Origin of the sequence: Pseudomonas sp. B21-041 (assembly GCF_024748675.1) — a bacterium.
GTDB lineage: Bacteria > Pseudomonadota > Gammaproteobacteria > Pseudomonadales > Pseudomonadaceae > Aquipseudomonas > Aquipseudomonas neuropathica.
In genome coordinates, this window is the sequence record NZ_CP087175.1 from 3,411,328 (window position 1) to 3,434,771 (window position 23,444).

Sequence of the window (23,444 nt, forward strand, 5' to 3'; positions counted from 1 at the left end):
GAATGCAGCCCGGGACGCTCCGCGTCCCATCCAACAGCAGACGCAGAGCGTCCAATGAGGCATTCCCACGCAGAGCGTGGGAACGAGCGGTCCTGGAGTGCTAATGACAAAACAACAACTCTTCCTAGGCATCGACTGCGGCACCCAAGGCACCAAAGCCATCATCCTCGACGCCGTCAGCGGTCAAGTCCTCGGCCAGGGCGCCGCCGCCCACACGATGATCAGCGGCGCCAACGGTCGCCGCGAACAAGACACCCAGCAATGGCTGGACGCCTTCGCCATCGCTACCCGCCAGGCATTGCTGGCGGCGAATGTCGACGGTCAGGCGATCCTCGGCATCGGCGTCTCCGGCCAGCAGCACGGTCTGGTCCTGCTCGATGATCAAGGTGAAGTGCTGCGCCCGGCCAAGCTCTGGTGCGACACCGAAACCAGCGCCGAAAACGACCGTCTGCTCACTCATCTGGGCGGTGAAAAAGGTTCACTGGAACGCCTCGGCGTGGTTATCGCGCCGGGCTACACGGTGTCGAAACTGCTCTGGACCAAAGAACAGCACCCCGTGGTGTTCTCACGCATCGCACGCATTTTGCTGCCGCACGACTACCTGAACTTCTGGCTCACCGGCCGCGCCTGCAGCGAATACGGCGACGCCTCCGGCACCGGCTATTTCAACGTGCGCACCCGCCAGTGGGACTTGCAGCTGCTGCGCGACATCGACGCCAGCGGACGCCTGCAAGCCGCACTGCCTGAGTTGATCGATGCGCATCAATCTGTCGGCACCATCCTCCCGGCCATCGCCGAACACCTCGGCCTCAACCCCAATGCGCTGGTCTCCAGCGGCGGCGGCGACAACATGATGGGCGCCATCGGCACCGGCAACATTCAGCCCGGCGCGATCACCATGAGCCTCGGCTCTTCCGGCACGGTCTACGCCTATTCCGAGGTACCAAAAGTCAGCCCGGACGCCTCGGTCGCGACGTTCTGCTCGTCCAGCGGCGGATGGTTGCCGCTGATCTGCACGATGAACCTGACCAACGCCACCGGCGCGATCCGCGAGCTGTTCGACCTCGACCTGCAACAGTTCAACGACCTCGTCGCCCAGGCTCCCATCGGCGCTGACGGCGTGAGCATGCTGCCATTCCTCAACGGTGAACGGGTGCCCGCCTTGCCCCACGCCACCGGCAGCCTGCACGGCTTGACGCTGGACAACCTGACCCAGGCCAATCTGTGCCGCGCCGCCGTCGAAGGCACCACCTTCGGTTTGCGCTACGGGCTGGATTTGCTCCGCCAGAATGGTTTACAAAGCCGCAGCATTTGCCTGATCGGCGGCGGTTCGAAAAGTGCGGTGTGGCGGCAGATCGTCGCCGACATCATGAACACCCCGGTGATCTGTACCGAACAAAGTGAAGCCGCAGCCTTGGGCGCAGCGATTCAAGCGGCGTGGTGCAAATCCTGGTCGAACGGCCACGAAGATACCCTCGCCGATCTGTGCCAGCGCTGCGTGAAACTCGACTCAAGCAGTGAAACCCTGCCGATTGCCGCCAACGTCGCGGCGTTCCAGCAGGCCTATGAACGCTATCAACAGCATGTCGCAACCCTATAAAGAGCAAACAATTATGTATTTGGTGTGTGGCGAAGCCCTGTTTGATTTTTTCAGTGAAGACGACACCAGCGGTCTGGCCTCGAAGGTAAATTTCAAGGCGATTGCTGGCGGCTCGCCGTTCAACGTCGCCGTCGGTTTGCGCCGCTTGGGCGTGGACTCGGCCTTGTTCGGCGGGCTGTCCACCGACTACCTCGGCCGCCGCTTGCAGCGAGTGCTGCAGGATGAAGGTGTGCGCCCGGACTATCTGGTGGATTTCGCCGCGCCGACCACACTGGCCATGGTCGCCGTCGGTGCCAATGGCTCGCCGCACTACAGCTTTCGCGGTGAAGGCTGCGCCGACCGGCAGCTGAGTCTGGCGCATCTGCCAGCGCTGGGTCCTGAGGTGCGCGGCTTGCACATTGGCTCGTTCTCGCTAGTGGTGCAGCCGATCGGCAACACCTTGCTGACCTTGGTACAGCGTGAAAGCGGCAAACGCCTGATCACCCTCGACCCGAACGTACGCCTCAATCCCGAGCCGAATATCGACCTGTGGCGTGAGCGCATCGCGACGCTGGTACCACTGGCCGATCTGATCAAGGTCAGCGACGAAGACCTGAGCCTGCTCTACCCCGAACAAGACCCGCAACGGGTGATCGAAGGCTGGCTCGAACACCGCTGCCAGGTCGTCTTCCTCACCCGTGGCGGCGACGGCGCTACTGTGTTCAGCCGCCAACACGGCACATGGTCAGTCCCGGCAGCCTCGATAAAGATTGCCGACACCGTTGGCGCGGGCGACACCTTTCAGGCTGCGTTGATCACCTGGCTGACCGAGCACGGTCTGGATTCGGTCGAAGGCGTGCGGCAACTCGCGCGCGAGCAGATCGACGCCATGCTCAAGTTCGCCGTGCAAGCCGCCGCGCTGACCTGCAGCAAGACTGGCCCGGATCTGCCCTATCGTCATCAATTGAGCTGAGCGCGTAGACTGTCGGCCTTTTTGCGCACGACGGGATAACGGCTTTTGAATTACAGGCAGACGCTTGGACTACTGACACTGGCAACGCTACTGAGCGGGTGCGGCACCTCGCCGCCCCGTTCGCCGGAAGACATCTGCGAAATCTTCCGGGAAAAAAGCGACTGGTACGACGCTGCGCAAGTCACGCAAAAACGCTGGGGCGTGCCGATTCAGGTGCCCTTCGCGATCATGTATCAGGAATCCGGTTACCGCTATGACGCCAAGACTCCGCGCAAATACTTGCTCTGGGTAATCCCGTGGGGCCGCGTCTCAACCGCCTCGGGTTACGCGCAAGCCAAAGATGAAGTGTGGGCCGACTACCAGAAAAGCACCGGCCGCAGCGGCGCCGACCGCGAAGACTTCGACGACGCCATCGACTTTGTCGGCTGGTACATGGACAAGACCTATTCGATCAACGGCGTGTACAAGTACGACGCCTACAACCAATACCTCAACTACCACGAAGGCTGGGGCGGGTTCCGCAACAAGACTTACGCGAGCAAAGCCTGGCTGATGCCGACGGCGCGCAAAGTGCAGAATCGTTCGGATGTGTATGCGCGGCAATATGCCGGGTGCAAAGAGGATTTGAATCGGGGGTTCTGGAGCCGGTTCTGGCATTGGTTGTAAATCCTGAACGGTAACCGAGATTCCCTCTAGGAGCTGCCGAAGGCTGCGATCTTCTGATTCTGATCTTGAAGCAAGATAAAAGGATCGCAGCCTTCGGTACCTCCTGCATCGACGACATCGGTGGCTCTCTATACGGAAAAAACTCCCCTGCCTAGCTGTCAACTCTGACAGCTAGGCAGGGGAGTTTTTTGTTTGTCTACTGGATGCAGGAGAGCGCTGGCGATCCGTTATCACTCATGGAAGAAAAGCTTATGAAAGCGTTCGTGAAACCACTCATCATTGTCGCCTCATTGTTCCCCATGTTCGCACTGGTAAACAGCGTGCAAGCCAGCCAACCGGTACCTGTTGGTCCTGATACAGGAGAATGCCGGGCATCTGGCGTGGTGGAAACAACCCGAGCTTTGGGCTATTGCGTCGAGAACGGAGTGAAAAAGGCCTGGTTCAGAAATGCAAATCCGACCAAGCTGATTTACCTCAAACCTTTGCAGGCCAATCGGTCCTGCGACAGTAGCTTTCTGACACTGAACATCATGACAGGTACCTGTGATCAGCTTCTGGGACCTGTCTTGGGCAGGGTGCCAGTGTTCTGGCGCGTTGCCGTCCCCAACGAGGAGCCCAAACGCCTGCAACCCTTGGCGCTTGATACCGGAGCAGAACTACGCGCCGCGACGCTCTTTGGCAATGTGGCGGGCCAAAGTATTACCCTTTTGGGTAACACCGCCGTGGTGTGGCCTTTTGAAAAAAGAGGTGAACCGGTCCAGGTCTCGGTCCGAAATGACAATTGTCGGGTCGCCGCTATTGTTGATTCCAATGCCGATAGCTCGACCCTCGTGGCACTCAATTGTCCGCACCTGTTGGGAAACCCGAAAGCCACAATCGCCACGTTCAATGGCACAAAGTACGTCATGAAAGCGCTGAAACTCCCCCCAGCGGCGACGTATTGCGAGGTGGTCGGCATCAATAGCCAGAGTCAAGCGGCTGGCACTTGCCATTACGCCAACAACTTTACCGCTGCGACCTACTGGTCAGGACCTGATGCCGAGGCGAAAACATTGGTGTCAACCGAAAACTATTCGGTCGAAGTCGCATTTTTGAATAACAATGGGTCCGCCATCGTTAAAGTCCTGGTGGCACAAAATCATGAAATTCCGGCTTTCTGGCGCACTTCAACAGACGATGCAGACCCGCTGCCAACGCCGCAAAACTTCAATAACTGCCGTGTTGACGCCTTGGCCGTGAGTATTGATACAGCCCTCATGACTTGCGCCTCCGAGGACCTCTCCATACCCAATACTGTCTTTACCTGGAGCCCGAATGGTGGCTTGAACAGTATTCAACCTGCTGCGGGAACTGACGAATACGTAGGAGAAGCGATATCAAGCTCGGCATTGGAAGCGGTCGGCTCGTTTCAGGCAGGCTCGAAAATCAGAGCCTTCATAAGCACACTGCCCTGACCTGTTATTGGGCCAGGGGAGCATCGCCTCTGGCCCTTTTACAACACCGAAAAGCTATAACTCACAATCAACCGGGTCTCATCCACATCCCGGGCAAACTTCTCATAATTAGTGCGATACGTAGCATTCCTCAAACGCAAACTCACATCCTTGAACGTGCCCGTCTGAATCACATACTTCAACTCGCTGTCGCGTTCCCACTCCTTGCCTTCCTGATCACTGCCCAACACCTTGATGTGATCACCGTTCACATAGCGGGTCAGGAAGCTCAAACCATTAATGCCGATGGCTTTAAAGTCATAGTCATAACGCAACTGCCACGAGCGTTCCTGCGCGGCGGCGAAGTCGTTGACCTGCACGTAGTTGACCAGATACGGATTGCTACCATCGAGGTACGGCATCGAGTTGTCGCCGTTCATGCGCTGCCAACCAGCGCTGAACGTGTGGCCGCTATGCGCATACGACAGCATGCCGCTCAACGCGCGGTTATCGATGGAACCGGCCTTGGCATCACCGCTGTCGGCACTTTTCAGCACGCGCAGATCTGCTTTAAGTACACCGCCAGCTAACGGTTGATTACCCAACAGCCCGACAAAGTGCTGACGATAAATGTCTTCCAGTTCAGCGTAGTGATACTGCGCGGTCAGGCGATCGTTGATCTTGTAGTCGAAGCCGTACATGTCGAAATGGTCGGCGGTGGTGTTGCACGCGTAGCGCTTGTTCTTGCAGTGCACGCGGATGTCTTGCGAATCGGTGGAGTCCCGCGCGGTGTACTTGTCCAGACGCGCGGCCATGAAGGTCAGGTCTTTCACCTCTTTAGAGGTGAGCATGGCGCCGTTGAACATCGTTGGTAGCAAACGACCGTCGTTGTATTTCAGCAACGGCAGATCCGGCAGCAGCGCGCCGTACTTCAGCACCGTGTCCGAGACCTTGACCTTAGCGGTCAGGCCCATTTTCGCGTACTGGCCTTTCGAGCCGCGCGGGTCGTTGCCGCTGGAGGGCAGCAAGCCGCTGTTGCTGCGGTCCGGACTGGAATCGAGTTGAAAGCCGAGCATGCCCAGCGCATCGATACCAAAACCCACCGTGCCCTCGGTGTAGCCCGATTGCAGGTTGAGAATAAAGCCCTGTGCCGACTCTTCACGCTTGGAGGCGCCCTGATCGTTCGTGGTGTGCCCATCACGGAAATCGCGGTTGAAGTACACCGTGCGCGATTCGATCTTCGCCCTGGTGTCTTCAAAAAATCCGCTGGCCTGAACCTGTGCGGTAAAACCTGCGCACAGCACAAAGGCTCCGAAGCCAAACGACTGGCGCGGGGTGATGAGGGGAAATGGGGGACGCATGAAAAACTCCAACAATGCAGCGTTTGCGCAAGCGCGCAACAAGCCAGAAAAATAGCTCCCGTCCCGGGTCAGATTGAACCAGGAGAAAGTGAACACGCAGGGGTGAGCGGCAATGATGGCAGATGGCTTTGACGGGCTACAGGCGACTTTAGTCTGAATCTGACTGAGGATTCTTCAACGCCGGGTCGTGGGAAAAGTTGCCGGCAATGAACGCCAATTCGCAGCAAACACCCGGTTTCATTGGGCCAAACACCTCATCTAAGGGTTTTCCCTATACCGCAAACCTGCCAGACCTACGGCTTTTGTGCCTTGAACGAGGCGGCTGAATCCTCCATCATCCGTCACCTGCTTATTCAATGGACGGAATTCAAGGCATGCTGGACGCCAACGCAACCCACATTACCCTCACGCTTGAAGGCGCCAACGCCGACCTGCAAGTCCTCAGCTTCACCGGTCGCGAAGCCCTCAACGAACCGTTCCGTTTCGACCTCGAACTCGTCAGCGCCCGCCCCGACCTCAAACTCGAAGAGCTGTTGCACAAGCCCGGCGTCCTGACCTTCGGCCCGACCGGCGAAGGCAAGATCCACGGTCTGGTCTATCGCATCGAGCAAGGCGACTCCGGCAAGACCCTGACCCGTTACAGCCTCAGCCTGGTGCCACAACTGGCCTACCTGCGGCACAACCACGATCAGCAGATTTTCCAGCAATTGACCGTGCCGAAGATCATCGCTCAGGTCCTGGAAGATCGCGGCATTCTTGCCGACGCCTACAGCTTCCAGCTCAACGCCGAATACCCGGAACGCGAGTACTGCGTGCAGTACGACGAATCCGACCTGCATTTCATCCAGCGCCTGTGCGAGGAAGAAGGCATTCACTTCCACTTCCAGCACAGCAGCAGCGGCCACAAACTGGTGTTCGGCGACGACCAGACCGTGTTCCGTAAGCTGAAACCGGTGAGCTACCAGCAAGACTCCGGCATGGCCGCCGACAAACCGGTGATCAAGCGCTTCAACCTGCGTCTGGAAACCCGCACCACCCGCGTCAGCCGCCGCGACTACGACTTCGAAAAACCGCAGATCCTCCCCGAAGGCACCGCGAAAAGCACCTTTGCCCCGGACCTCGAAGACTACGACTACCCCGGCCGTTTCACCACCCGCGAGCGCGGCAAGTTCCTTTCCACCCGCGCGCTGGAACGCCATCGCAGCGACTACAAACTCGCCGAAGGCAAAGGTGACGAACCAACCCTCACCAGCGGCCATTTCCTCACGCTCGCCGAACACCCGCGCGCCGAATGGAACGACCTGTGGCTGCTGCTGGAAGTCTTCCACGAAGGCAAACAACCGCAAGTCCTCGGCGAAAACGTCACCAGCGACGTCACCGACAACAAAAGCGATTTCCACCAGGGCTACCGCAACAGCTTCCTCGCCACCCCGTGGGACGCTCACTACCGCCCTGCCCTTGAACACCCGAAACCAAAAGTCCTCGGCAGCCAGACCGCCGTCGTCACCGGCCCCGCAGGCGAAGAAATCCACTGCGACCAATACGGCCGCATCAAAGTGCAATTCCACTGGGACCGCGACGGCCAGTCCAACGACAAAACCACCTGCTGGATGCGCGTCGCCAGCGGCTGGGCCGGCGCAGCCTACGGCGGCATCGCCATCCCACGCATCGGCATGGAAGTCCTCGTTACCTTCCTTGAAGGCGATCCCGACCAGCCGCTGGTCACGGGTTGCCTGTACCACAAGGAAAACGTCGTCCCCTACGACCTGCCGGCCAACAAGACCCGCAGCACCTTCAAAACCCTGAGTTCACCGGGCGGCAAGGGCTACAACGAATTCCGTATCGAAGACAAAAAAGGCGTCGAGCAGATCTACATCCACGCCCAACGCGATTGGGACGAAAACATCGAGCACGACCAGAAAATCCGCGTCGGCAACGAACGGCACGACACCGTCGAAGCCAACACGCTGAGCGAATTCAAGGTTGAAGAACACCGCATCACCCATCTGGACCGCATCAGCGAGATGCGCGCCGACGAGCACCTGACCGTCGGCGTGACCCAGCACGTAAAAATCGGCACCGCTCAATTCGTCGAAGCCGGCAGCGAAATCCACTACCAGGCCGGCGACAAGGTCGTGGTAGACGCCGGCATGGAACTCACCGCCAAGGCTGGCGGCAGTTTCGTCAAGGTCGACGCCGGCGGCGTGACCATCAGCGGCGCTGAAGTGAAGGTCAATACCGGCGGCGCGCCTGGCGTGGGCACAGGGATCGGGATTTTGGTGCCGTTGATTCCGGGGTTGGCAGCGGCAGACGTTGCCGGAAGGCTGATGGAAAAAGCCAAGGCCAACCCGACTTGGCTTGAGTTGAATTTGCACTACGACAATCTGGAACCGGTGCCCGGCGCGTCTTATCGCGTTGATTTTGCCGACGGTTCGACCCGTGAAGGCGTGCTGGACGATGACGGCTTCGCCCGGTTGGAAGACGTGCCGAAAGGACCGGCCAAAGTCTATTACGGCGAAGATCCACGGCCGTTCAGCCGCGAAAGTGTCGCGGTGGTGCAGAACTCGGACGAAAAAGTTAACGAAGATTTACGCAAGCTCGGCCTGGACCCGAACCAGGTTGATTTACAAGCATTAGTGGAGAAAGCCGCAGGGAGGCTGACATGAGCGAGGCAGTAGCTGAGAGCGCAAACGACGGCGGCGAAGACCGTAGCGCCGCCTATCAAGAAGCCGCCGTTGAGCTGGCAAAAGGCATCGCGCTAGGCGCAGTGCCGTTCCTGGGGCAAGCCATCGATGCCTACGACACCATTGAATCCGCGATCGTCCTCTACAACGCAGAGTCGACCGATGGCAAGGAAGACGCACAGTTTGACCTGCTGATGGCCGTCATCGGCTGGATTCCAGGTCCCGGCGACGGCCTGAAAAAAAGCCTGCGCATCGTCAATAAAGACCCGCAGCGCTATGCCCCGGTACTGTTCGACCTGCTGCGCTTCGTCCTGCAAGAGTGCGGAATCAAAACCAGCCCCGAAGAACTGCTCAAGCAGATATTCAACGCTGGCAAGCTACGCGGCGAACTCGATGAAATCATCACCGGCGTCAAAGGCTCCTCGACGTTCCAGAGCCTGCCCAACTGGGCAAAAACCTCCGTCGTCACCGTCCTCGCCTCCTCCCGCGACAACATGCCGGCCATGGTCGGGATCGTTGAAAAGCGACTGGTGAAATGGAAAGGCATGCAGCGCAATAGCTCGGCAGCCGGCTCCGGCTCCAGCCACCCGAAAAGAGCAGAAAAACCCGCCAACAAAGACTCCTCGGTTGCAGCGAAAGGCACCGATGGCGCCAGTGGCACCCACTCCAACCAGGTCGAAGCCTCGAAAATGGGCCTTCAGGCCCCTTCGAGCATTTTGAACGAGGGTTTGGGAGTGAGCGGCGAACACATTGCGGACTACATCTGTGCAGTGGAGTTTGGCTGGGGCAAGGATTGGGATGGGCATGACAAGGGTGCTGATGGGAAGTGGCTTGAGGGCCTGCCGAGTGCCAGCAAGATGGGCAAGCTTTCGGCGGGCGGGAGTCCTAAGGCGAAGCATGTCCTTTATAAGTTGACGGACGGAGCGAATGGTACGGGCATAGATGCAATCTGGCGCGCAAACCCTTCAAACAATGAAGGTAAGAATTTTGCCATCATTGAGGCCAAAGCAAGCCGAGATGAGGATGCGCCTAAATTTATGCGTAAACCAAATAACACTAGAAAACCAGGGGTTGGTTCAAAGCTAGGTGTTTCAGGCCTTACTGACCCTAGCGACTTGCTCGAACCGGTAGAAAATGCCTCTGATAGCGCCCAAAGCAAGACACCTTTAAGGTCAGGAAAAAACAAACCGACCACCGCTAAAAACAAGCAAAGTTCAACATCAAAGACAAGGGAAATACTTGTTCAGATGAGCGAAGAGTGGATCGATAGAAATGTAAAAAAATCCTTTCGGGCTGCATTAGCTGTGCAAATAAAAAGCTCATATAGTCGCCATCTTTTTTATTCACCACTATACCACCCAAGCATGAGCCCCAAAGATCACGCTGGCGCACGCCTTAACAACTCTAGCGACGAAACTCACCAAAGCCACAAGGCCTTTCATTATAAGGACGCCGAAATCAAAGCTTTCGTGAATAAGCGAAAAAAATCTTTGATTAGAAAATATGGCAAATTAGAGACGCTCACGCTCGAGGTTTAGAACATGAAAAAAAGACAGAAATTCTACACTGAAAATCAATATAGAATCTTCCTACAAGAGTACGAAGAAGTTCTTGAATTCTGTAAAACAAATACCTTCCAATCTAGCTCTCCAGAGCAAGAAGCCTCACTTCGAGCCAGACACCTCCAAGATCTCTTACTTGATAAGATTTTAGCCACCTACACAGCTGGAGAAGAGATAAACACACTTATTCCATTGCTTGAGGAGCTAATAGAAAAATATGAAATTAGGCAAAAGAAATTAGCCATCTACGAACAGGCACCCAAAATCTCTCCTTTGGCAATAGATGATTGGTTGGACCAGTATGAAGAATGCGTCCAGGTCATCAGCTTGTGCATACTTTTGCAGCGACCTGATTTACTAAAGCGCTTTGTAATTCTTATGGACGAAGCTGGATATGCTGGCGACGACACCTTGTACGAAGACTTACTAAGAAAAACATTGCCAAATAGGCATGACGTCGACCAATGGTACCACGACGTATACACACTTTTGATTCAAGCTATATATGCAGACTCTAAAGAAAAATCATCAACTCTTTTGAATGAATACTGCAAACAGTGGTACCCCGCTTTTAAACAAGCTCCGTGGCATGATACTCACCTACAAGGCGAGGACGGAAGTTATGTAGGCTATTGGGCTTTCGAAGCTGGCGCGATTGCCTTCTTGTATGGCATAGACGACAGTAAAATAGACCACATGGTTTACCCAAAGGATTTGGTCGAATACGCCCGAAACTATCAGCCAACTAATGCATCTCAAGTTGCTCGCGTTGATTCTGGTCAACCATGCAGCATGACTGGCTATTGGTTTACACCGGCACAAGAAAATTCAAGACGTCATTTCCTTAAAGGTGAAACGATGCCGAGCTTCAGTGATTCCAAATGGGGTGAAACTATTTGGTATTGGTCAGGCGAAGAATAGAATTGCCTCCTACTCGCTCAGAACTTGGCCTACAGTTCTGAGCGAAATGCTCGTAGCATACTATTGCAACCCTATGAAATCTCAATAGCAAAACATCTCCGCATAAGTCATCGTGCACTATAAACACTTTGCATCAGACTCGCTCAAGATGAGACTAGCCAACATGAAAATAAGACAAGCTTATCTTAGCGAAAACCATTATGAAAATTTCTTAAAAGAACACGACAAAGTAATCAAGTTCTTCAAAAGCAATAAATTCAAATCCGACACTGCCGAGGAAGAAGCATCACTTCGCTCAGCTTTTTTTCAGACCTTAGCTCTTGACAAGCTTCTTGCCAGCTATACCGCAGGAGAAAACATAGAGAACCTCGTCCCTCTGTTGGAGGATCTAATTGAAAAATACGAGATCCGTCAAAAAACTCTAGCTGAATATGAAAAATCGCCCAAAATATCGCCATTGGCACTAGATGACTGGCCGGATCAATACGAGGAAGCCGTTCAAGTTATCAGTCTCTGTATCTTGTTGCATCAAACTGACCTATTACCTCGCTTCGTAAAACTCATTGACCAAGCAGGGTATTCTGGTGATGACACTCTTTACGAAGACTTATTGAAGAAAGTTCTGCCAAACCGCCACGACGTCGATCGCTGGTATCACGACGTATATACACCACTTGTACAAGCCCTATACATTAACAATAAAGAAGAATCTTCAAAGCTTCTAAAAAAATATTGCCAACAATGGTACCCAGCCTTTAAACAGGCTCCTTGGCACGATACTCATTTACAAGGAGAGGATGGTAATTATGTCGGGTACTGGGCCATCGAAGCAGCAGCTATTGCATTTTTATATGGCATAGACGACAGCAAAATAGACCATATGGTCTATCCCAAAGACTTGGTCGAGTACGCTAGAAATTATCGACCGACAAATGCGTCACAGGTTGCTCGTGTTGACGCTGGTCAGCCATGTAGCAAAACTGGCTATTGGTTTACCCCTACCAAAGCTGAGTCTCGTTCTCACTTCACTCAAGGTGAGGTTATGCCTGACATCAAAGACTCTCATAAGGGGGACACTATTTGGTATTGGTCAGGCGAAGAATAAAAGATATGCGAAAAAGACAAAAACTCTTCAGTGACGCCCATTACGAAAATTTCTTGAGAGAGCACGGCGAAGCTGTTGAAATTTTAGAAACCACCAAATTCAAGTCCGACACCCCCGAACGTGAAGCGACACTGCGCTCAAGATTTGCTCAGCGCTTAGCACTTCGAAAGCTAATGGCGATGTATACAGCAGGCGAAGAAATATCCTTGCTGATTCCTGAACTAGAATATCTTGTTGAAAAATATGAAATCCGGCAGACAGCACTAGCCGCATCTGAACAATCTCCAGAAATTTCACCACTCGCAATAGACGATTGGCCACACGAGTATGAGGAATGCGTGCAAGTTATAGGCCTTTGCATTCTATTACATCGCACAGACCTGCTTAAGCGCTTTGTTAAGTTGATAGATAATGCTGGATATGCGGGCGACGACACACTGTACGAAGATCTACTCTGCAAAATATTACCCGACAGAGTTGATGTAGACCAATGGTATCACGATGTTTATTCTCCGCTAGTGCAAGCCATATATGCAAAAACCAAAGAAGAGGCCACAAAATTTCTAAAAGAATATTGCACCCAATGGTACCCGGCCTTTAAACAGGCTCCTTGGTATGATACTCATCTGCAGGGTGAAGAAGGAAACTATGTCGGATACTGGGCAATCGAGGCCGGGGCTATCGCCTTTTTGTATGGCATCGATGATAGCAAATTCGATCATATGGTTTATCCAAAAGATTTAGTCGAATACGCCAGAAACCATCAACCGCTTGATGAATATCAAATTGCTTGTATAGATGCAGGTCAACCATGCAGTATGACTGGTTATTGGTATACACCCGCACAAGCGAACTCGAGACGTTACTTCCTTCTCGGTGAAACAATGCCTAGTTTTAGTGATTACAAATGGTGCGAAACCATTTGGTATTGGGCGACTGAAGAATAAAGGCACCGGGGCTTTGAGGAAGAGAATCGATATGAGTATACGGCAGAAGTTCCTGAGCGAAACACGCTATTCTAATTTTTTCAGAAACAAGGAAAAGACAAATTTTTTCTTCGAAAAAAATACTTTTCAGTCAGACTCAGAGAACCAAAAAAAGTCTCTGAGAGCTCGTCACTTCCAAAAATTGATACTCAAAGAAATACTTATCCGCTACACAGCCGGAAGTGAAATAAAAACTCTAATCCCATTGGTGGAAAGTCTTGTCGACGGCTACGAAATACTTCAAGAAAAACTGGCTATCCATGAAGGCATTCCGAACATAACACCGTTAACCATTGATGATTGGTTAGATCAGTACGAGGAGTGCGTTCAAGTATTCAGTTTATGCATACTTCTCCATCGCACCGATTTACTGAAACGCTTTGTTGCACTTATTGATCCTGCAGGGTACGCCGGCGACGACACGCTGTATGAGGACCTTCTCTGCAAGCTTTTACCGGATCGATATGATGTTGACCGTTGGTACCACGACGTCTACACCCCTCTCGTCCTAGCCATCTACGAAGAAGATAGAGACGAAGCTTCAAATCTATTAAAAAGATACTGCGAAAGTTGGTATCCGGCATTCAAGCAAGCTCCATGGCATGATTCGCACAAACAAGGTGACGAAGGCAGTTACTGTGGTTATTGGGCTCTGGAAGCTGGGGCTGTAGCGTTTCTGTATGACATGGACGACAGCAAAATCGATCACATGGTCTACCCCAAAGATCTGGTCGAGTACGCGAGATCGCAAGCCAAAAAGCCTTAAATTTAAACTACGATATTCGTCACGGACATGACACTTGAAAATACGGCAGAAATATCTTACTGAATTACGTTACGAAAACTTCCTGACAAACTACGACGAAGAATTTGAATTCTGGAAGGACAAACTATTCACCGCAGACTCTCCTGAACAAGAGAAGTCTCTACGAGCCAGGAACTTTAAAAACCTCCATTTGGAGCATGTCTTTATGCTTTACACTGCTGGAGAGGATATACAAAGGCTAGTTCAGCCTCTGGAAGCGCTGATTTCCAGCCATGAAGAACTCCAGAAATATCAGGCCACTTATGAGCAGATACCTAACATCACTCCTCTGATTATTGATGACTGGCCAGATGAATATGAAGAGTGCCTGCAAGTCATAAGCCTCTGCATCTTGTTTCATCGCACTGACTTGCTAAAACGCTTTGTCTTTTTAATCGATAGTGCGGGATATGCCCATACGGACACTCTTTACGAAGACTTGCTGATCAAGGTTTTACCTGAGCGAGCGGATATCGATCAGTGGTATCACGATGTCTCCACGCCGCTGATACAGGCCATTTACGCTGAAGATAGGAATGAGGCATCCAGATTTCTAAGCAATTACTGCGAGAACTGGTATTCCGCCTTTGAGCAGGCGCCATGGCATGACACGCACCACGACGGCGAGGAAGGCAGTTACGTCGGATATTGGGCTTTCGAAGCGGGTGCCATTGCTTACCTGTACGGCATAGATGACAGTGAGCTCGATCACATGGTCTACCCGAAGGATCTGGTCGAATATGCAAGAAGCCAACGACCCACCAACAACGTTCAACCTTCGTAGCGGATCTCATAAAGACTTTTCAGTTCTCGATCTTGAGCAGGTGTTATGGAAAAGGAAGATCCCCTAGTGCGTAAACGCCAAGCGTTTCTCACTGACTCGTACTATCGAAAATCCATCCGACTCTATGATGAAACCGAGTCCCGCTGGGTGGGCGAGACCATGCAGGCGGATAGCGCTGCTGAAGAGCAGGCGTTACGCACTACTTATTTCAAAGATGCCGCGTTCAACGCTTTGTTGGTCAGTTACACGGCAGGCGAACCGATAGCCTCTTTGGTTCCGCGACTGGAGAAGCTCGTAGATCACTATGAAATCAATCAGCAAGCGCTTGCTCTGAACGATGAACCCAACGTTTCGCCTTTGGCAATCGATGATTGGCCGGAGCAGTACGAAGAATGCGTCCAGGTCATGAGTTTGTGCATCCTGCTGCATCGCATCGACTTACTGGCCAGGTTCTCCGCCCTGATTGACCGAGCCGGCTACGCAGGCGAGGACACGTTATATGAGGATCTGCTGCGCAAGTGCTTGCCCGGGCGAGCTGACCTTGATGAGTGGTATCACGATTTGTACACGCCGCTGGTTCGGGCGATTTACGCGGAGAGCGCTGAAGAGTCCAGCGAGCTACTTGAGCAATACTGTGACGGTTGGTACCAAGGCTTCGAAGATTTACAAACTAACTGGCATGACAGTCATCTCGACATTGAAGACGATGACGGCAACTACGTTGGTTATTGGGCTTTCGAGGCTGCTGCCATCGCGTTTTTATACGGTATAGACGACAGCAAAATCGATCACATGGTCTACCCCAAAGATCTGGTCGAATACGCTCGCAGCCAGCAACCACAATGAGCTTTTCGAATCCAGCCACCCACCACTCAGCCTGCCCTCTTTCGACGGCAGGCTTTTTTGAGCGGTGAACTCAAGCAGGCGCTTTCCAGTTCAACATCTGCTGCTGCGCCACCTGCAGCAAGTCATTGCCATCCTGCGTCAGCAGGTAAAGCGCATGGGTAATGTGTGGAATGTCTTGCACGTCGGCGTGCTTGAAGCACAGGCAATGCAGGGTTTCGAGCAGGTCGGCGGCGGCCCGGATGCGCTGGACGGCAGCTTCGAGGATGTCTTTCGGGTTGGCTTGGGTGTCGATGAGCAGTGTCGGGGTTTCGGTGACGTTGCTGCTGAGGGGGAGATAGCGGTTTTGTAGCAGTTTGATTATTGGCATATTGATTACTCGATTGTTTCAAAAGTAACCGCCGACACCGTGACCAAACGGTGGGAGGCGGACCGTGTACAGGCTTGGTCAACCGAGAACAATCAACTCAGCTCGCCCGAAGGCGTCCCGCACACGGCCGCCACAGCTATGCACTTCACGGTCAAAGAACTCCGCGGTGCAAATGATGGCACATATGCAATCGATTATTCCCGGGTGACCAAACCCGAACCACTGATTTTGCAGCGGCAACCGACAATAACTGCCCCGCTCCAGCCGCCGAAAGCAGACAAGGCACCAGCCTTTGTAGGAATTCGCCAAACCTTCCTGAGAAAATCGCCGCGCTCCCTGACAGCCGGCGTTCAGCTCGGTTAACCATCCCTTAACGCCGTGGTCAAAAACTCTACTGAACCGCACGCCCTCAGCCATTCTGGCTGTTGCCCAGTGCGGCAGGTTCGGGTGAATCACGCCGAACGCTAGAACCGTCACTCGGGAGTCCTTTCATGAACATTCGTCCTTTATTGCTCACTGCCGCCCTCGCCTGCACCGCGTTTACCGGGCTGGCCCAGGCCAACGACACTTCCGCCACGTCCAAAGCCGTGCCGTATGAGTACGGCATGCCGCTGCAGGTGGCCAAAGTAGTGTCGTTGACCGAGCCACCAACGCAACTGTGCAAAGTGGTTACGGCCGATATGAAGTACATCGACAACGCCGGTAAGCCTGAGGAAATCAGCTATCGGAAATTGTCTGACGCGTGCAACTTCCAGAACTGACAGAAACGTCTGATTTGCGGGTTTGCGGTAGGCGTGGGGAGTTTCGGCGGTTATGCTCGGAGCCCTCCTCACTGCCGCAAGGATTCGCCATGCAGTTGTCGTTTCGCACGTTGTCGGGCTTCACGTGTTCGTTGTGTTTTTTGCTGGCGCTGGCCTGGGGCGTTTTCCCGCAGAGCCTGCTGGCGATCTGGAGCATCGAGTATTCCGACGCTGCAGGGTTTGTCGCGCGGCGCAGTGCGGTGCTGTTTGCGGCGTTGGGGGTGATGTTTTATCTGGTGCGCAACGCACCGCCGTCGCTGGGGCGCAATGCGCTGAGCAACGGGTTTATCGTCGGTTGTTTTGGTTTGGCGGCGCTGGGTTTTGCGGAATGGCTGAACGGCCATGCCGGCCCCGGGATTTTGCTCGCGGTGCTGGTCGAGTTCGCGCTGGGCCTTGGTTTTGTGCAGGCCCGGCGCGTGACGGTCGAACTGGGTGAAACGGTGCGTTAAACGACTCTGGAGCGTGGGCTGTAGTGATGTTGCACAGTTTGCTGGTTCAGATCCGAGCGCAGCCCGGCGATCAGTTCGTTGATTTCACGACAGCCATTGAGGTGGCTGGCGTCGATGCCACTGACCAACAGATCGACTTGATCGGTCTGGTGATCGCCGAAAACCTTGACGGTCATCGACAAGTCCGGCGACAGCGTGCACTGGCAGCGTTTCGGCAGAAAACTGCTTTCAATGATATTGCGTAGTTCCAAGGCAGACAGAAACATGGCGAAACCCTCTCCTTACTGTGAGATGCCAATCAAGTATTCACGCTGACCGTTGCTGCCCCTGCACGGGTGTGTCCCCGCTGTTTCCCTGGTGCGACAAGCGGTGGTACTGCGAAATGCCCATTGGAGTGTAGGCGCCCAAGGCCGGTGCGCCGCACTGAAAAGACGCATAAAGCGTGCCTTTCATCGGTTCATTTTCACCCTCATGAAATCAAGCACTTGGCGGCGGTGCCAGTATTTGGCTACTTGCAATTTGCAAGAATGGCCTCGGCGGGTACTGCAATTTGCAACTCGACGCTGGTTTGCAATCACGGCCCATGACGGTAAGAATGCCCGTTATCCACCCTACACCCGCACGGAGGCTTCCATGGGTTCTTTACGCGTTTACGCGACCACCGGGCTGTTCATCGCCAGCCTGTCCACCCTCGCCCACGCCGCCAAGCTTGAAGACGTCGCGCCGTACCCGAAGGCTGATGCCGGGTTCACCCGCCAGGTTATTCATTTGCCCAAGCAAGAGCAGGAAGAAAACTTCCAGGTGGAAATCCTCGCCGGCAAAACCCTTGAAGTGGACTGCAATCGCCAGCGTTTGGGCGGTGTTCTCGATGAGAAGAATCTTGAAGGCTGGGGTTATCCGTTCTATCGACTGGAAAAGGTCATCGGCCCGATGAGCACGATGATGGCCTGCCCGCCCGGCAGCCAGAAGAAACGCGCCTTCGTGCCGGTCGTTGGTGACGGTTTCATGCTGCGGTACAACAGCAAGTTGCCGGTCGTGCTGTATGCGCCATCGGACGTCGAAGTGCGTTATCGCATCTGGTCGGCCTCGGAAAAAGTCGGTACAGCCCTGCAGGAATAATCAGAACAAGGAGTGCGTTGCTTGATTACCTGCCACGTCCGATACGTCATTGATCCGTACCAACTGCCTGAGTTCGAGGCCTACGCCAAGGCCTGGCTCGGCATCGTCGAGCGCTTGGGCGGCACGCATCACGGCTACTTTCTGCCGTCCGAAGGCGCGAGCAACATCGCTTATTGCCTGTTCAGTTTTCCGTCACTGGCGGATTACGAAAGCTATCGGCACATCGCGATGACTGACCCGGAAAGCACCGCACTGGTCGCCAGTCTGGTCGAGAAAAAGTTCATCGTCAGCTACGAGCGCAGCTTCCTGCGCCCGTTGCTGCCGTAAGCCGCTTCACGCCGAGACGCTGCAGACTGCGGCGCGCTCGGCGACATGGCGCAGGCTGTCGAAGTTGATATTCGCGCCCGAGTCGATCGCCACGAATGTCTGCTCGCGCACCCCGGTCCGCGCGACGTATTGCTTGATCCCCGCCACGGCCAGCGCGCCGGAAGGTTCGGTGATCGAGCGGGTATCGTCGTAGATATTCTTGATCGCTGCGCAGAGGTCGTCGTTGCTGACGGTGATCAGCTCGTCGACGCAAAAGCGGCAGACCTCAAACCCGAACGCGCCGATCTGCGCTACCGCCACGCCATCGGCGAACGTCCCCACAGTGGGCAGCACGACGCGTTGATCAGCTTCGAGCGCAGCCTTCAGGCACGCTGAATGTTCCGATTCAACGCCGATGATCCGCACTTCCGGGCGCAGGTATTTGACGTAGGCCGCGATGCCGGCGATCAGACCGCCACCACCTACCGGGATAAAAATCGCATCCAGCGAACCTTGATGCTGGCGGAGGATTTCCATCGCCACGGTGCCCTGCCCGGCGATCACCTCCGGGTCATCGAACGGTGACACGAAGGTGCGTCCGCTCTGTTCTGCCAGTTGCAGCGCATGCGCCAGGGCGAACGGGAAACTCTCGCCATGCAGCAGCGCTTCAGCGCCACGACTGCGCACACCCAGCACTTTCAGTTCCGGCGTTGTCGCTGGCATGACGATGGTCGCCGCAATCCCCAGCTCGCGCGCGGCCAATGCTACGCCTTGCGCGTGATTGCCGGCCGAGGCGGTGATTACCCCGCGCGCCTTTTGCTCGTCACTAAGTTGCACCAGTTTGTTGTAGGCGCCACGGATCTTGAAAGAGAACGTCGGTTGCAGGTCTTCGCGCTTGAGCAGAATCCGGTTGCCCAGCGCCTCCGACAGCGCCGGTGCCGCTTGCAAAGGCGTGCGCACCGCGAGGTCGTACACTGGCGCGGCGAGGATCTTTTTCACGTAGTGCTCAAGCAGGGTTTGCTGATCGTATGTGTAACTCATGAACATCTCCTTGGCAGAATTTCACACGGTCCCTGTAGGAGCTGCCGAAGGCTCGGGCCGCGATCGGACGATCTTTTGACTTTGGTTTTTCTAAATCAAAAACAAGATCAAAAGATCGTCCGATCGCGGCCCGAGCCTTCGGCAGCTCCTACATGAGCCACACTTCAAAAACCCCGGAGACAGAAAGTAAAAACCCGCCTCTAGGGCGGGTTGGGTGCTGCAGTCGTGAGCTAGCCCGCCAAATGAGGAATGGCGGTAATAATCATTGGCTGGCAGCGCGATACAGTCGAAGTCATGGGCTGGAAATTAGCCTGTGCGCTATTGCCGAGTCAATGGCCATTTTTGCGCGGCAGCGTTAGTCTGGCGACTCTCTCATCACACCACGGAAGGAATGCATGATGTCGATCGCCCTGCCCCTCGCGGCTTTGCTCGCGTTTAGCGGTTACACCGTTTCGGTGATGCTCCAGGCTGAACAGTCGTTGATCGACTTTGGCATCAGCCTGATGTCGCGGCCAGATACCGCGCAGGTGGTGATTGATCTGTATCTGCTGGCCACGCTGGCGGGCGTGTGGATGGTCAAGGATGCCCGGTCGCGTGGGCAGTCGATTTGGTCGGTGCTGCCTTATTTGTTGTTGACGGCGGTTTTCGTATCGATCGGGCCGTTGTTGTATCTGGTGGTGCGTGGGGTTCGCGAACGGCGCAAGGCGGTGGCAAAGTGCAGCCAGATACTATGAACACCTGAAAACCCTGTAGGAGTGAGCCTGCTCGCGATAGCGGAGTGTCAGCCAAAAATGAGGTAACTGACACTCCGCTATCGCGAGCAGGCTCACTCCTACACTGGAATGTCGTGGCATTCAGCCCTTTTTTACGGCGACGAACGCCGCCGTTTCATACGGCACCGTCACCACATCCCTGCCACGCAGTTCCGGCTCTGTGGCGATTAACGCACGAATCTGCTGATCGACCTTCGCCCGCTGCGCCTCCGGCAGCGCGGCGATGAAACTGGTCGAGCGCACTCGATTGAAGATCACGTCTTCCGGCGAGCCCGTATGACCATGGTGAAACCGCTCGACCTGCAGAGGCGCGAACGCCGGGTGCGGAAACGCTGTGCGCCAGACGCCGGTGTAATAGCGTGGCGTGTCACCCTCCAGCGCGTTGACGATGGCGTCCAGTTTCGGCACCCAACTGACCTGGGTGTCGCGCAAATTCCAGATCAACCCCAACTTGCCACCGGGCTTGAGCACCCGGGCGATATCCGTCAGCGCCTCGGCACTGGCGAACCAGTGAAACGCTTGCGCGCAAATCACCACATCCACGGAAGCGTCGGGCAACGGCAAGTCAGTCGCCGTGCCGCTCACGGCTAGCACGTCAGGCCAGGCGTCCGAGAGCTTTTCCAGCATTTGCGCCACCGGTTCAACGGCGATCACTTGCGCGCCCGTCGCCACCAGACGTCCGGTGAACTTGCCGGTGCCGGCGCCCAGATCGATCACGGTTTTATGCCCATCCAGACCCAGTGTCGTGGTCAACCATTGACTGACTTGCGGCGGATAGTCCGGCCGTCCTTTGACGTAGGTGTCGGCGGCGGTTTTGTAGCCGGCAGCGGCTGAATGATGGACGTGATCGGTCATGGCAACTCTCCTTACGGCAAAACATTGGATCGACGGCAGACGCTCCCGAGCATAGCGCTTGAATTTACGCTTACCTTGAACAGTCACTGATAAAGCAATGAATAAAAATTCACCCTGTGGTGTTCAAAGTGAAACATAACCCCCTGTGGAGCCTTGCCCATGACTATCCGTTCCGTTATGTTCGCCGCCCCGTTGCTGCTGGTCGCCGCGATGTCCAGCCAGTTGGCCTTGGCCAATGGTGATGAAGAAGCGCCGGTGCAGAAACCGGAATGCCCGAAAGGCCAGGTCTGGGACAGCAAAACGCAGAAGTGTGTGATGCAAGTCAGCAAAGCACTTTCGGATGCCGACCGTACTGATTACGCCTATCGCCTTGCCAAGGCCGGTCGCTACGAAGAGGCCCTGGCGTTGCTCGACACGCTGAAGCAACCGAACACAGCCAAGGCCCTCAACTATCGCGGATACGCCACGCGCAAGCTGGGGCGCACTGACGAGGGCATCGGTTATTACCTGCAATCGGTGAAACTCGATCCGCAGTACGCGCAAGTGCGCGAATACCTCGGCGAGGCCTATGTGATCAAAGGCCGCGTTGACCTGGCGCAAGAGCAGTTGCAGCAGATCCAATCGATTTGCGGCACGTCGTGCGAGGAATACCAGGACCTGGCCGAAGCCATCAACGACTCATCGAAAACCTGAGCACTTATAAGGGCCGCCATCATCTTCAACGATCAGGCATTCAGAGCAGAACTCGGGCAGCACCTGGCGCGACTGTGGCGCTACGGTCTACTACTGTCGCGCAATCGACACGTGGCCGAGGATCTGGTGCAAGCCACCTGCGTGCGAGCGCTGGAGCGCGCCAATCAGTACATCGCCGGTACGCGCATGGATCGCTGGTTGCTGAGCATTCTGCATTCGATCTGGCTCAATGAAGTACGCGCTCGTCGCGTGCGTCAGGGGACGGGGCAGGTCGATGCCGATGGTCAACTGGCGTTCGATGGTGAGTACGCCGCGCAGACGCATGTGATGGCCGCGCAAGTGATCCGCCGCGTCGACGCGCTGCCGGAAACCCAGCGCGAAACGGTGTATTTGGCCTATGTCGAAGGCTTGTCCTACCGCGAAGTCGCTGAAATCCTGCAAGTGCCGATCGGCACGGTCATGAGCCGTCTGGCCACCGCCCGCCTCAAACTCGCTGAATACCCACCGCTGCAGACCGTGCCGAAATCCACCGAAGGAGACCGATCATGAACCCACCTTCGGATGAGCAACTGGTCGCCTACCTCGACGGCGAACTCGACGGCGACTATCGCCATCAACTCGACAACGCCATTGCCGAAGACTCACTGCTGAGTCTGCGCGTGCAATGGCTCAGCCGCAGCAATCTGCCCTACAAGAAAGCCTATGACGAGCTGGCGCAACAGGCCCCGCTGGAGCGTCTGCAAGCGCGGCTGGACGCCATTCCAGCGCCGCAGCCTCCGGGCTTCAATCGCCGCTGGTTTATCGGTGGCGCCGCCGCTGCGCTGTTGGCCGGCGGCGTGTTGGCCGACCGGTTATTCCTCGGCTGGCACGCCGCGCAATCGAACAACTGGCGGGCATTGGTGGGCGATTACATGGCGCTGTATGTGCCGCAAACGCTCGATCACCTGCCCACCGACGAAGCCTCCCAACGCGTGCAACTGCGCACCGTCGATGCGCGCCTGGGCCTGAACCTTGCGCCAGCCACTTTGAAGCTGCCTGATGCCGAATTCAAACGGGCGCAGATGCTGGAGTACGACGGCGTACCGATTGCGCAGATCGTTTATCTGGATGCGAAACATGGGCCATTGGCGCTGTGTGTGACCCGCTCGAACAGCGGCAGTCAGCCGTTGGCCCATGAGCGTCGGCGTGAGATGAACGTGGTGTATTGGACTGAACGTGAACACGCCTGGATGCTGATCGGACACGACGCCCCGATAGCGCTGGAAGACAAGGCAAAACTGTTAAAAAGCCGCTTAATCACCAGCTAGTTCCTGCACTATGCTCAGCGCGTATTTTT

23 protein-coding genes and 2 pseudogenes are annotated in these 23,444 nt (G+C 55.2%); 20 read left to right on the forward strand and 5 right to left on the reverse strand.

Annotation, left to right across the window (positions count from 1 at the left end; all coding sequences use genetic code 11):
* Positions 1-103: 103 nt before the first annotated feature.
* The 4 genes from xylB to LOY43_RS15140 all read left to right on the forward strand — a co-directional run bounded on the left by xylB (position 104) and on the right by LOY43_RS15140 (position 4,672).
* Positions 104-1,600 carry a xylulokinase gene (gene xylB / locus LOY43_RS15125; RefSeq protein WP_258708290.1) on the forward strand — a complete coding sequence of 499 codons (1,497 nt, stop codon included), beginning with the start codon at positions 104-106 and terminating at the stop codon, positions 1,598-1,600.
* Between the two features lie 13 nt (positions 1,601-1,613).
* Entirely contained in the window at positions 1,614-2,552 is a 939-nt protein-coding gene (locus LOY43_RS15130; protein WP_258708291.1) for a carbohydrate kinase, read from the forward strand.
* 45 nt (positions 2,553-2,597) lie between these two features.
* Positions 2,598-3,218: a hypothetical protein gene (locus LOY43_RS15135; RefSeq protein WP_007912129.1), complete on the forward strand. Its 621-nt coding sequence runs from the start codon at positions 2,598-2,600 to the stop codon at positions 3,216-3,218.
* A gap of 188 nt (positions 3,219-3,406) precedes the next feature.
* Positions 3,407-4,672 (forward strand): hypothetical protein, encoded by a 1,266-nt coding sequence (locus tag LOY43_RS15140; protein ID WP_258708292.1) that lies wholly within the window; start codon positions 3,407-3,409, stop codon positions 4,670-4,672.
* A gap of 38 nt (positions 4,673-4,710) precedes the next feature.
* Here the strand turns inward: LOY43_RS15140 and LOY43_RS15145 are convergent, their stop codons facing one another.
* Complete coding sequence (locus LOY43_RS15145) at positions 4,711-6,012, reverse strand: OprD family porin (protein ID WP_258708293.1); 1,302 nt, start codon at positions 6,010-6,012, stop codon at positions 4,711-4,713.
* A gap of 374 nt (positions 6,013-6,386) precedes the next feature.
* Between LOY43_RS15145 and tssI the strand changes: the two genes are divergently transcribed.
* From tssI to LOY43_RS15185, 8 genes and pseudogenes are all read left to right on the forward strand, one after another.
* Positions 6,387-8,678: a type VI secretion system tip protein VgrG gene (gene tssI, locus LOY43_RS15150; protein WP_258708294.1), complete on the forward strand. Its 2,292-nt coding sequence runs from the start codon at positions 6,387-6,389 to the stop codon at positions 8,676-8,678.
* The gene (locus tag LOY43_RS15155) at positions 8,675-10,234 is read left to right on the forward strand and encodes a hypothetical protein (protein ID WP_258708295.1); all 1,560 of its coding nucleotides are present in this window, start codon (positions 8,675-8,677) and stop codon (positions 10,232-10,234) included. The genes tssI and LOY43_RS15155 overlap by 4 nt, the downstream gene beginning before the upstream one ends.
* A 3-nt stretch (positions 10,235-10,237) precedes the next feature.
* Positions 10,238-11,179: a PoNi-like cognate immunity protein gene (locus LOY43_RS15160; RefSeq protein ID WP_258708296.1), complete on the forward strand. Its 942-nt coding sequence runs from the start codon at positions 10,238-10,240 to the stop codon at positions 11,177-11,179.
* 163 nt (positions 11,180-11,342) lie between these two features.
* Positions 11,343-12,284 (forward strand): PoNi-like cognate immunity protein, encoded by a 942-nt coding sequence (locus tag LOY43_RS15165; protein ID WP_258708297.1) that lies wholly within the window; start codon positions 11,343-11,345, stop codon positions 12,282-12,284.
* A 5-nt stretch (positions 12,285-12,289) separates the two neighbouring features.
* Positions 12,290-13,231: a PoNi-like cognate immunity protein gene (locus LOY43_RS15170; RefSeq protein WP_258708298.1), complete on the forward strand. Its 942-nt coding sequence runs from the start codon at positions 12,290-12,292 to the stop codon at positions 13,229-13,231.
* A gap of 31 nt (positions 13,232-13,262) precedes the next feature.
* Positions 13,263-14,018, forward strand: a pseudogene (locus LOY43_RS15175) (PoNe immunity protein domain-containing protein); the annotation flags it as partial.
* 52 nt (positions 14,019-14,070) lie between these two features.
* On the forward strand, positions 14,071-14,859 hold the full coding sequence (locus LOY43_RS15180; protein WP_258708300.1) for a PoNi-like cognate immunity protein: 789 nt from the start codon (positions 14,071-14,073) through the stop codon (positions 14,857-14,859).
* A 45-nt stretch (positions 14,860-14,904) separates the two neighbouring features.
* Positions 14,905-15,705: a PoNi-like cognate immunity protein gene (locus LOY43_RS15185; RefSeq protein ID WP_258708301.1), complete on the forward strand. Its 801-nt coding sequence runs from the start codon at positions 14,905-14,907 to the stop codon at positions 15,703-15,705.
* A 70-nt stretch (positions 15,706-15,775) separates the two neighbouring features.
* On the opposite strand, the gene LOY43_RS15190 is transcribed toward LOY43_RS15185, so the two are convergent.
* Entirely contained in the window at positions 15,776-16,072 is a 297-nt protein-coding gene (locus LOY43_RS15190) for a hypothetical protein (RefSeq protein WP_038368500.1), read from the reverse strand.
* 491 nt (positions 16,073-16,563) lie between these two features.
* Here LOY43_RS15190 and LOY43_RS15195 point away from each other — a divergent pair, with 491 nt between their 5' ends.
* A complete protein-coding gene (locus LOY43_RS15195) occupies positions 16,564-16,833 on the forward strand; it encodes a DUF2790 domain-containing protein (protein WP_099759259.1) in 270 nt (89 codons plus the stop codon).
* Positions 16,834-16,922: 89 nt separating this feature from the next.
* Positions 16,923-17,321, forward strand: a complete 399-nt coding sequence (locus LOY43_RS15200) for a hypothetical protein (RefSeq protein WP_258708302.1) — start codon at positions 16,923-16,925, stop codon at positions 17,319-17,321.
* Here LOY43_RS15200 and LOY43_RS15205 read toward each other — a convergent pair.
* Positions 17,318-17,587 carry a DUF1652 domain-containing protein gene (locus LOY43_RS15205; protein WP_007912157.1) on the reverse strand — a complete coding sequence of 90 codons (270 nt, stop codon included), beginning with the start codon at positions 17,585-17,587 and terminating at the stop codon, positions 17,318-17,320. The two genes, LOY43_RS15200 and LOY43_RS15205, sit on opposite strands and share 4 nt — an antisense overlap.
* 367 nt (positions 17,588-17,954) lie before the next feature.
* On the opposite strand from LOY43_RS15205, the gene eco reads away from it, so the two are divergent.
* Both eco and LOY43_RS15215 read left to right on the forward strand, forming a co-directional pair.
* The gene (gene eco, locus LOY43_RS15210; protein WP_258708303.1) at positions 17,955-18,440 is read left to right on the forward strand and encodes a serine protease inhibitor ecotin; all 486 of its coding nucleotides are present in this window, start codon (positions 17,955-17,957) and stop codon (positions 18,438-18,440) included.
* A 21-nt stretch (positions 18,441-18,461) separates the two neighbouring features.
* Entirely contained in the window at positions 18,462-18,767 is a 306-nt protein-coding gene (locus LOY43_RS15215) for an NIPSNAP family protein (RefSeq protein WP_064362707.1), read from the forward strand.
* A gap of 30 nt (positions 18,768-18,797) precedes the next feature.
* Here LOY43_RS15215 and ilvA read toward each other — a convergent pair.
* Positions 18,798-19,793: pseudogene (ilvA, locus tag LOY43_RS15220) on the reverse strand (threonine ammonia-lyase, biosynthetic); the annotation flags it as partial.
* A gap of 389 nt (positions 19,794-20,182) precedes the next feature.
* Between ilvA and LOY43_RS15225 the strand changes: the two are divergent.
* The gene (locus LOY43_RS15225; RefSeq protein ID WP_095050878.1) at positions 20,183-20,521 is read left to right on the forward strand and encodes a DUF2834 domain-containing protein; all 339 of its coding nucleotides are present in this window, start codon (positions 20,183-20,185) and stop codon (positions 20,519-20,521) included.
* 120 nt (positions 20,522-20,641) lie between these two features.
* On the opposite strand, the gene LOY43_RS15230 is transcribed toward LOY43_RS15225, so the two are convergent.
* Positions 20,642-21,415, reverse strand: coding sequence for a class I SAM-dependent methyltransferase (locus LOY43_RS15230; protein WP_258708304.1), 774 nt, complete (start codon positions 21,413-21,415; stop codon positions 20,642-20,644).
* Positions 21,416-21,574: 159 nt separating this feature from the next.
* Here LOY43_RS15230 and LOY43_RS15235 point away from each other — a divergent pair, with 159 nt between their 5' ends.
* The 3 genes from LOY43_RS15235 to LOY43_RS15245 all read left to right on the forward strand — a co-directional run bounded on the left by LOY43_RS15235 (position 21,575) and on the right by LOY43_RS15245 (position 23,415).
* Positions 21,575-22,108, forward strand: coding sequence for a tetratricopeptide repeat protein (locus tag LOY43_RS15235; protein WP_258708305.1), 534 nt, complete (start codon positions 21,575-21,577; stop codon positions 22,106-22,108).
* A 93-nt stretch (positions 22,109-22,201) separates the two neighbouring features.
* The gene (locus LOY43_RS15240; protein WP_245398057.1) at positions 22,202-22,657 is read left to right on the forward strand and encodes an RNA polymerase sigma factor; all 456 of its coding nucleotides are present in this window, start codon (positions 22,202-22,204) and stop codon (positions 22,655-22,657) included.
* A complete protein-coding gene (locus tag LOY43_RS15245) occupies positions 22,654-23,415 on the forward strand; it encodes a transcriptional regulator (RefSeq protein ID WP_095126331.1) in 762 nt (253 codons plus the stop codon). Before LOY43_RS15240 ends, LOY43_RS15245 begins: the two co-directional genes overlap by 4 nt.
* Positions 23,416-23,444 lie beyond the last annotated feature (29 nt).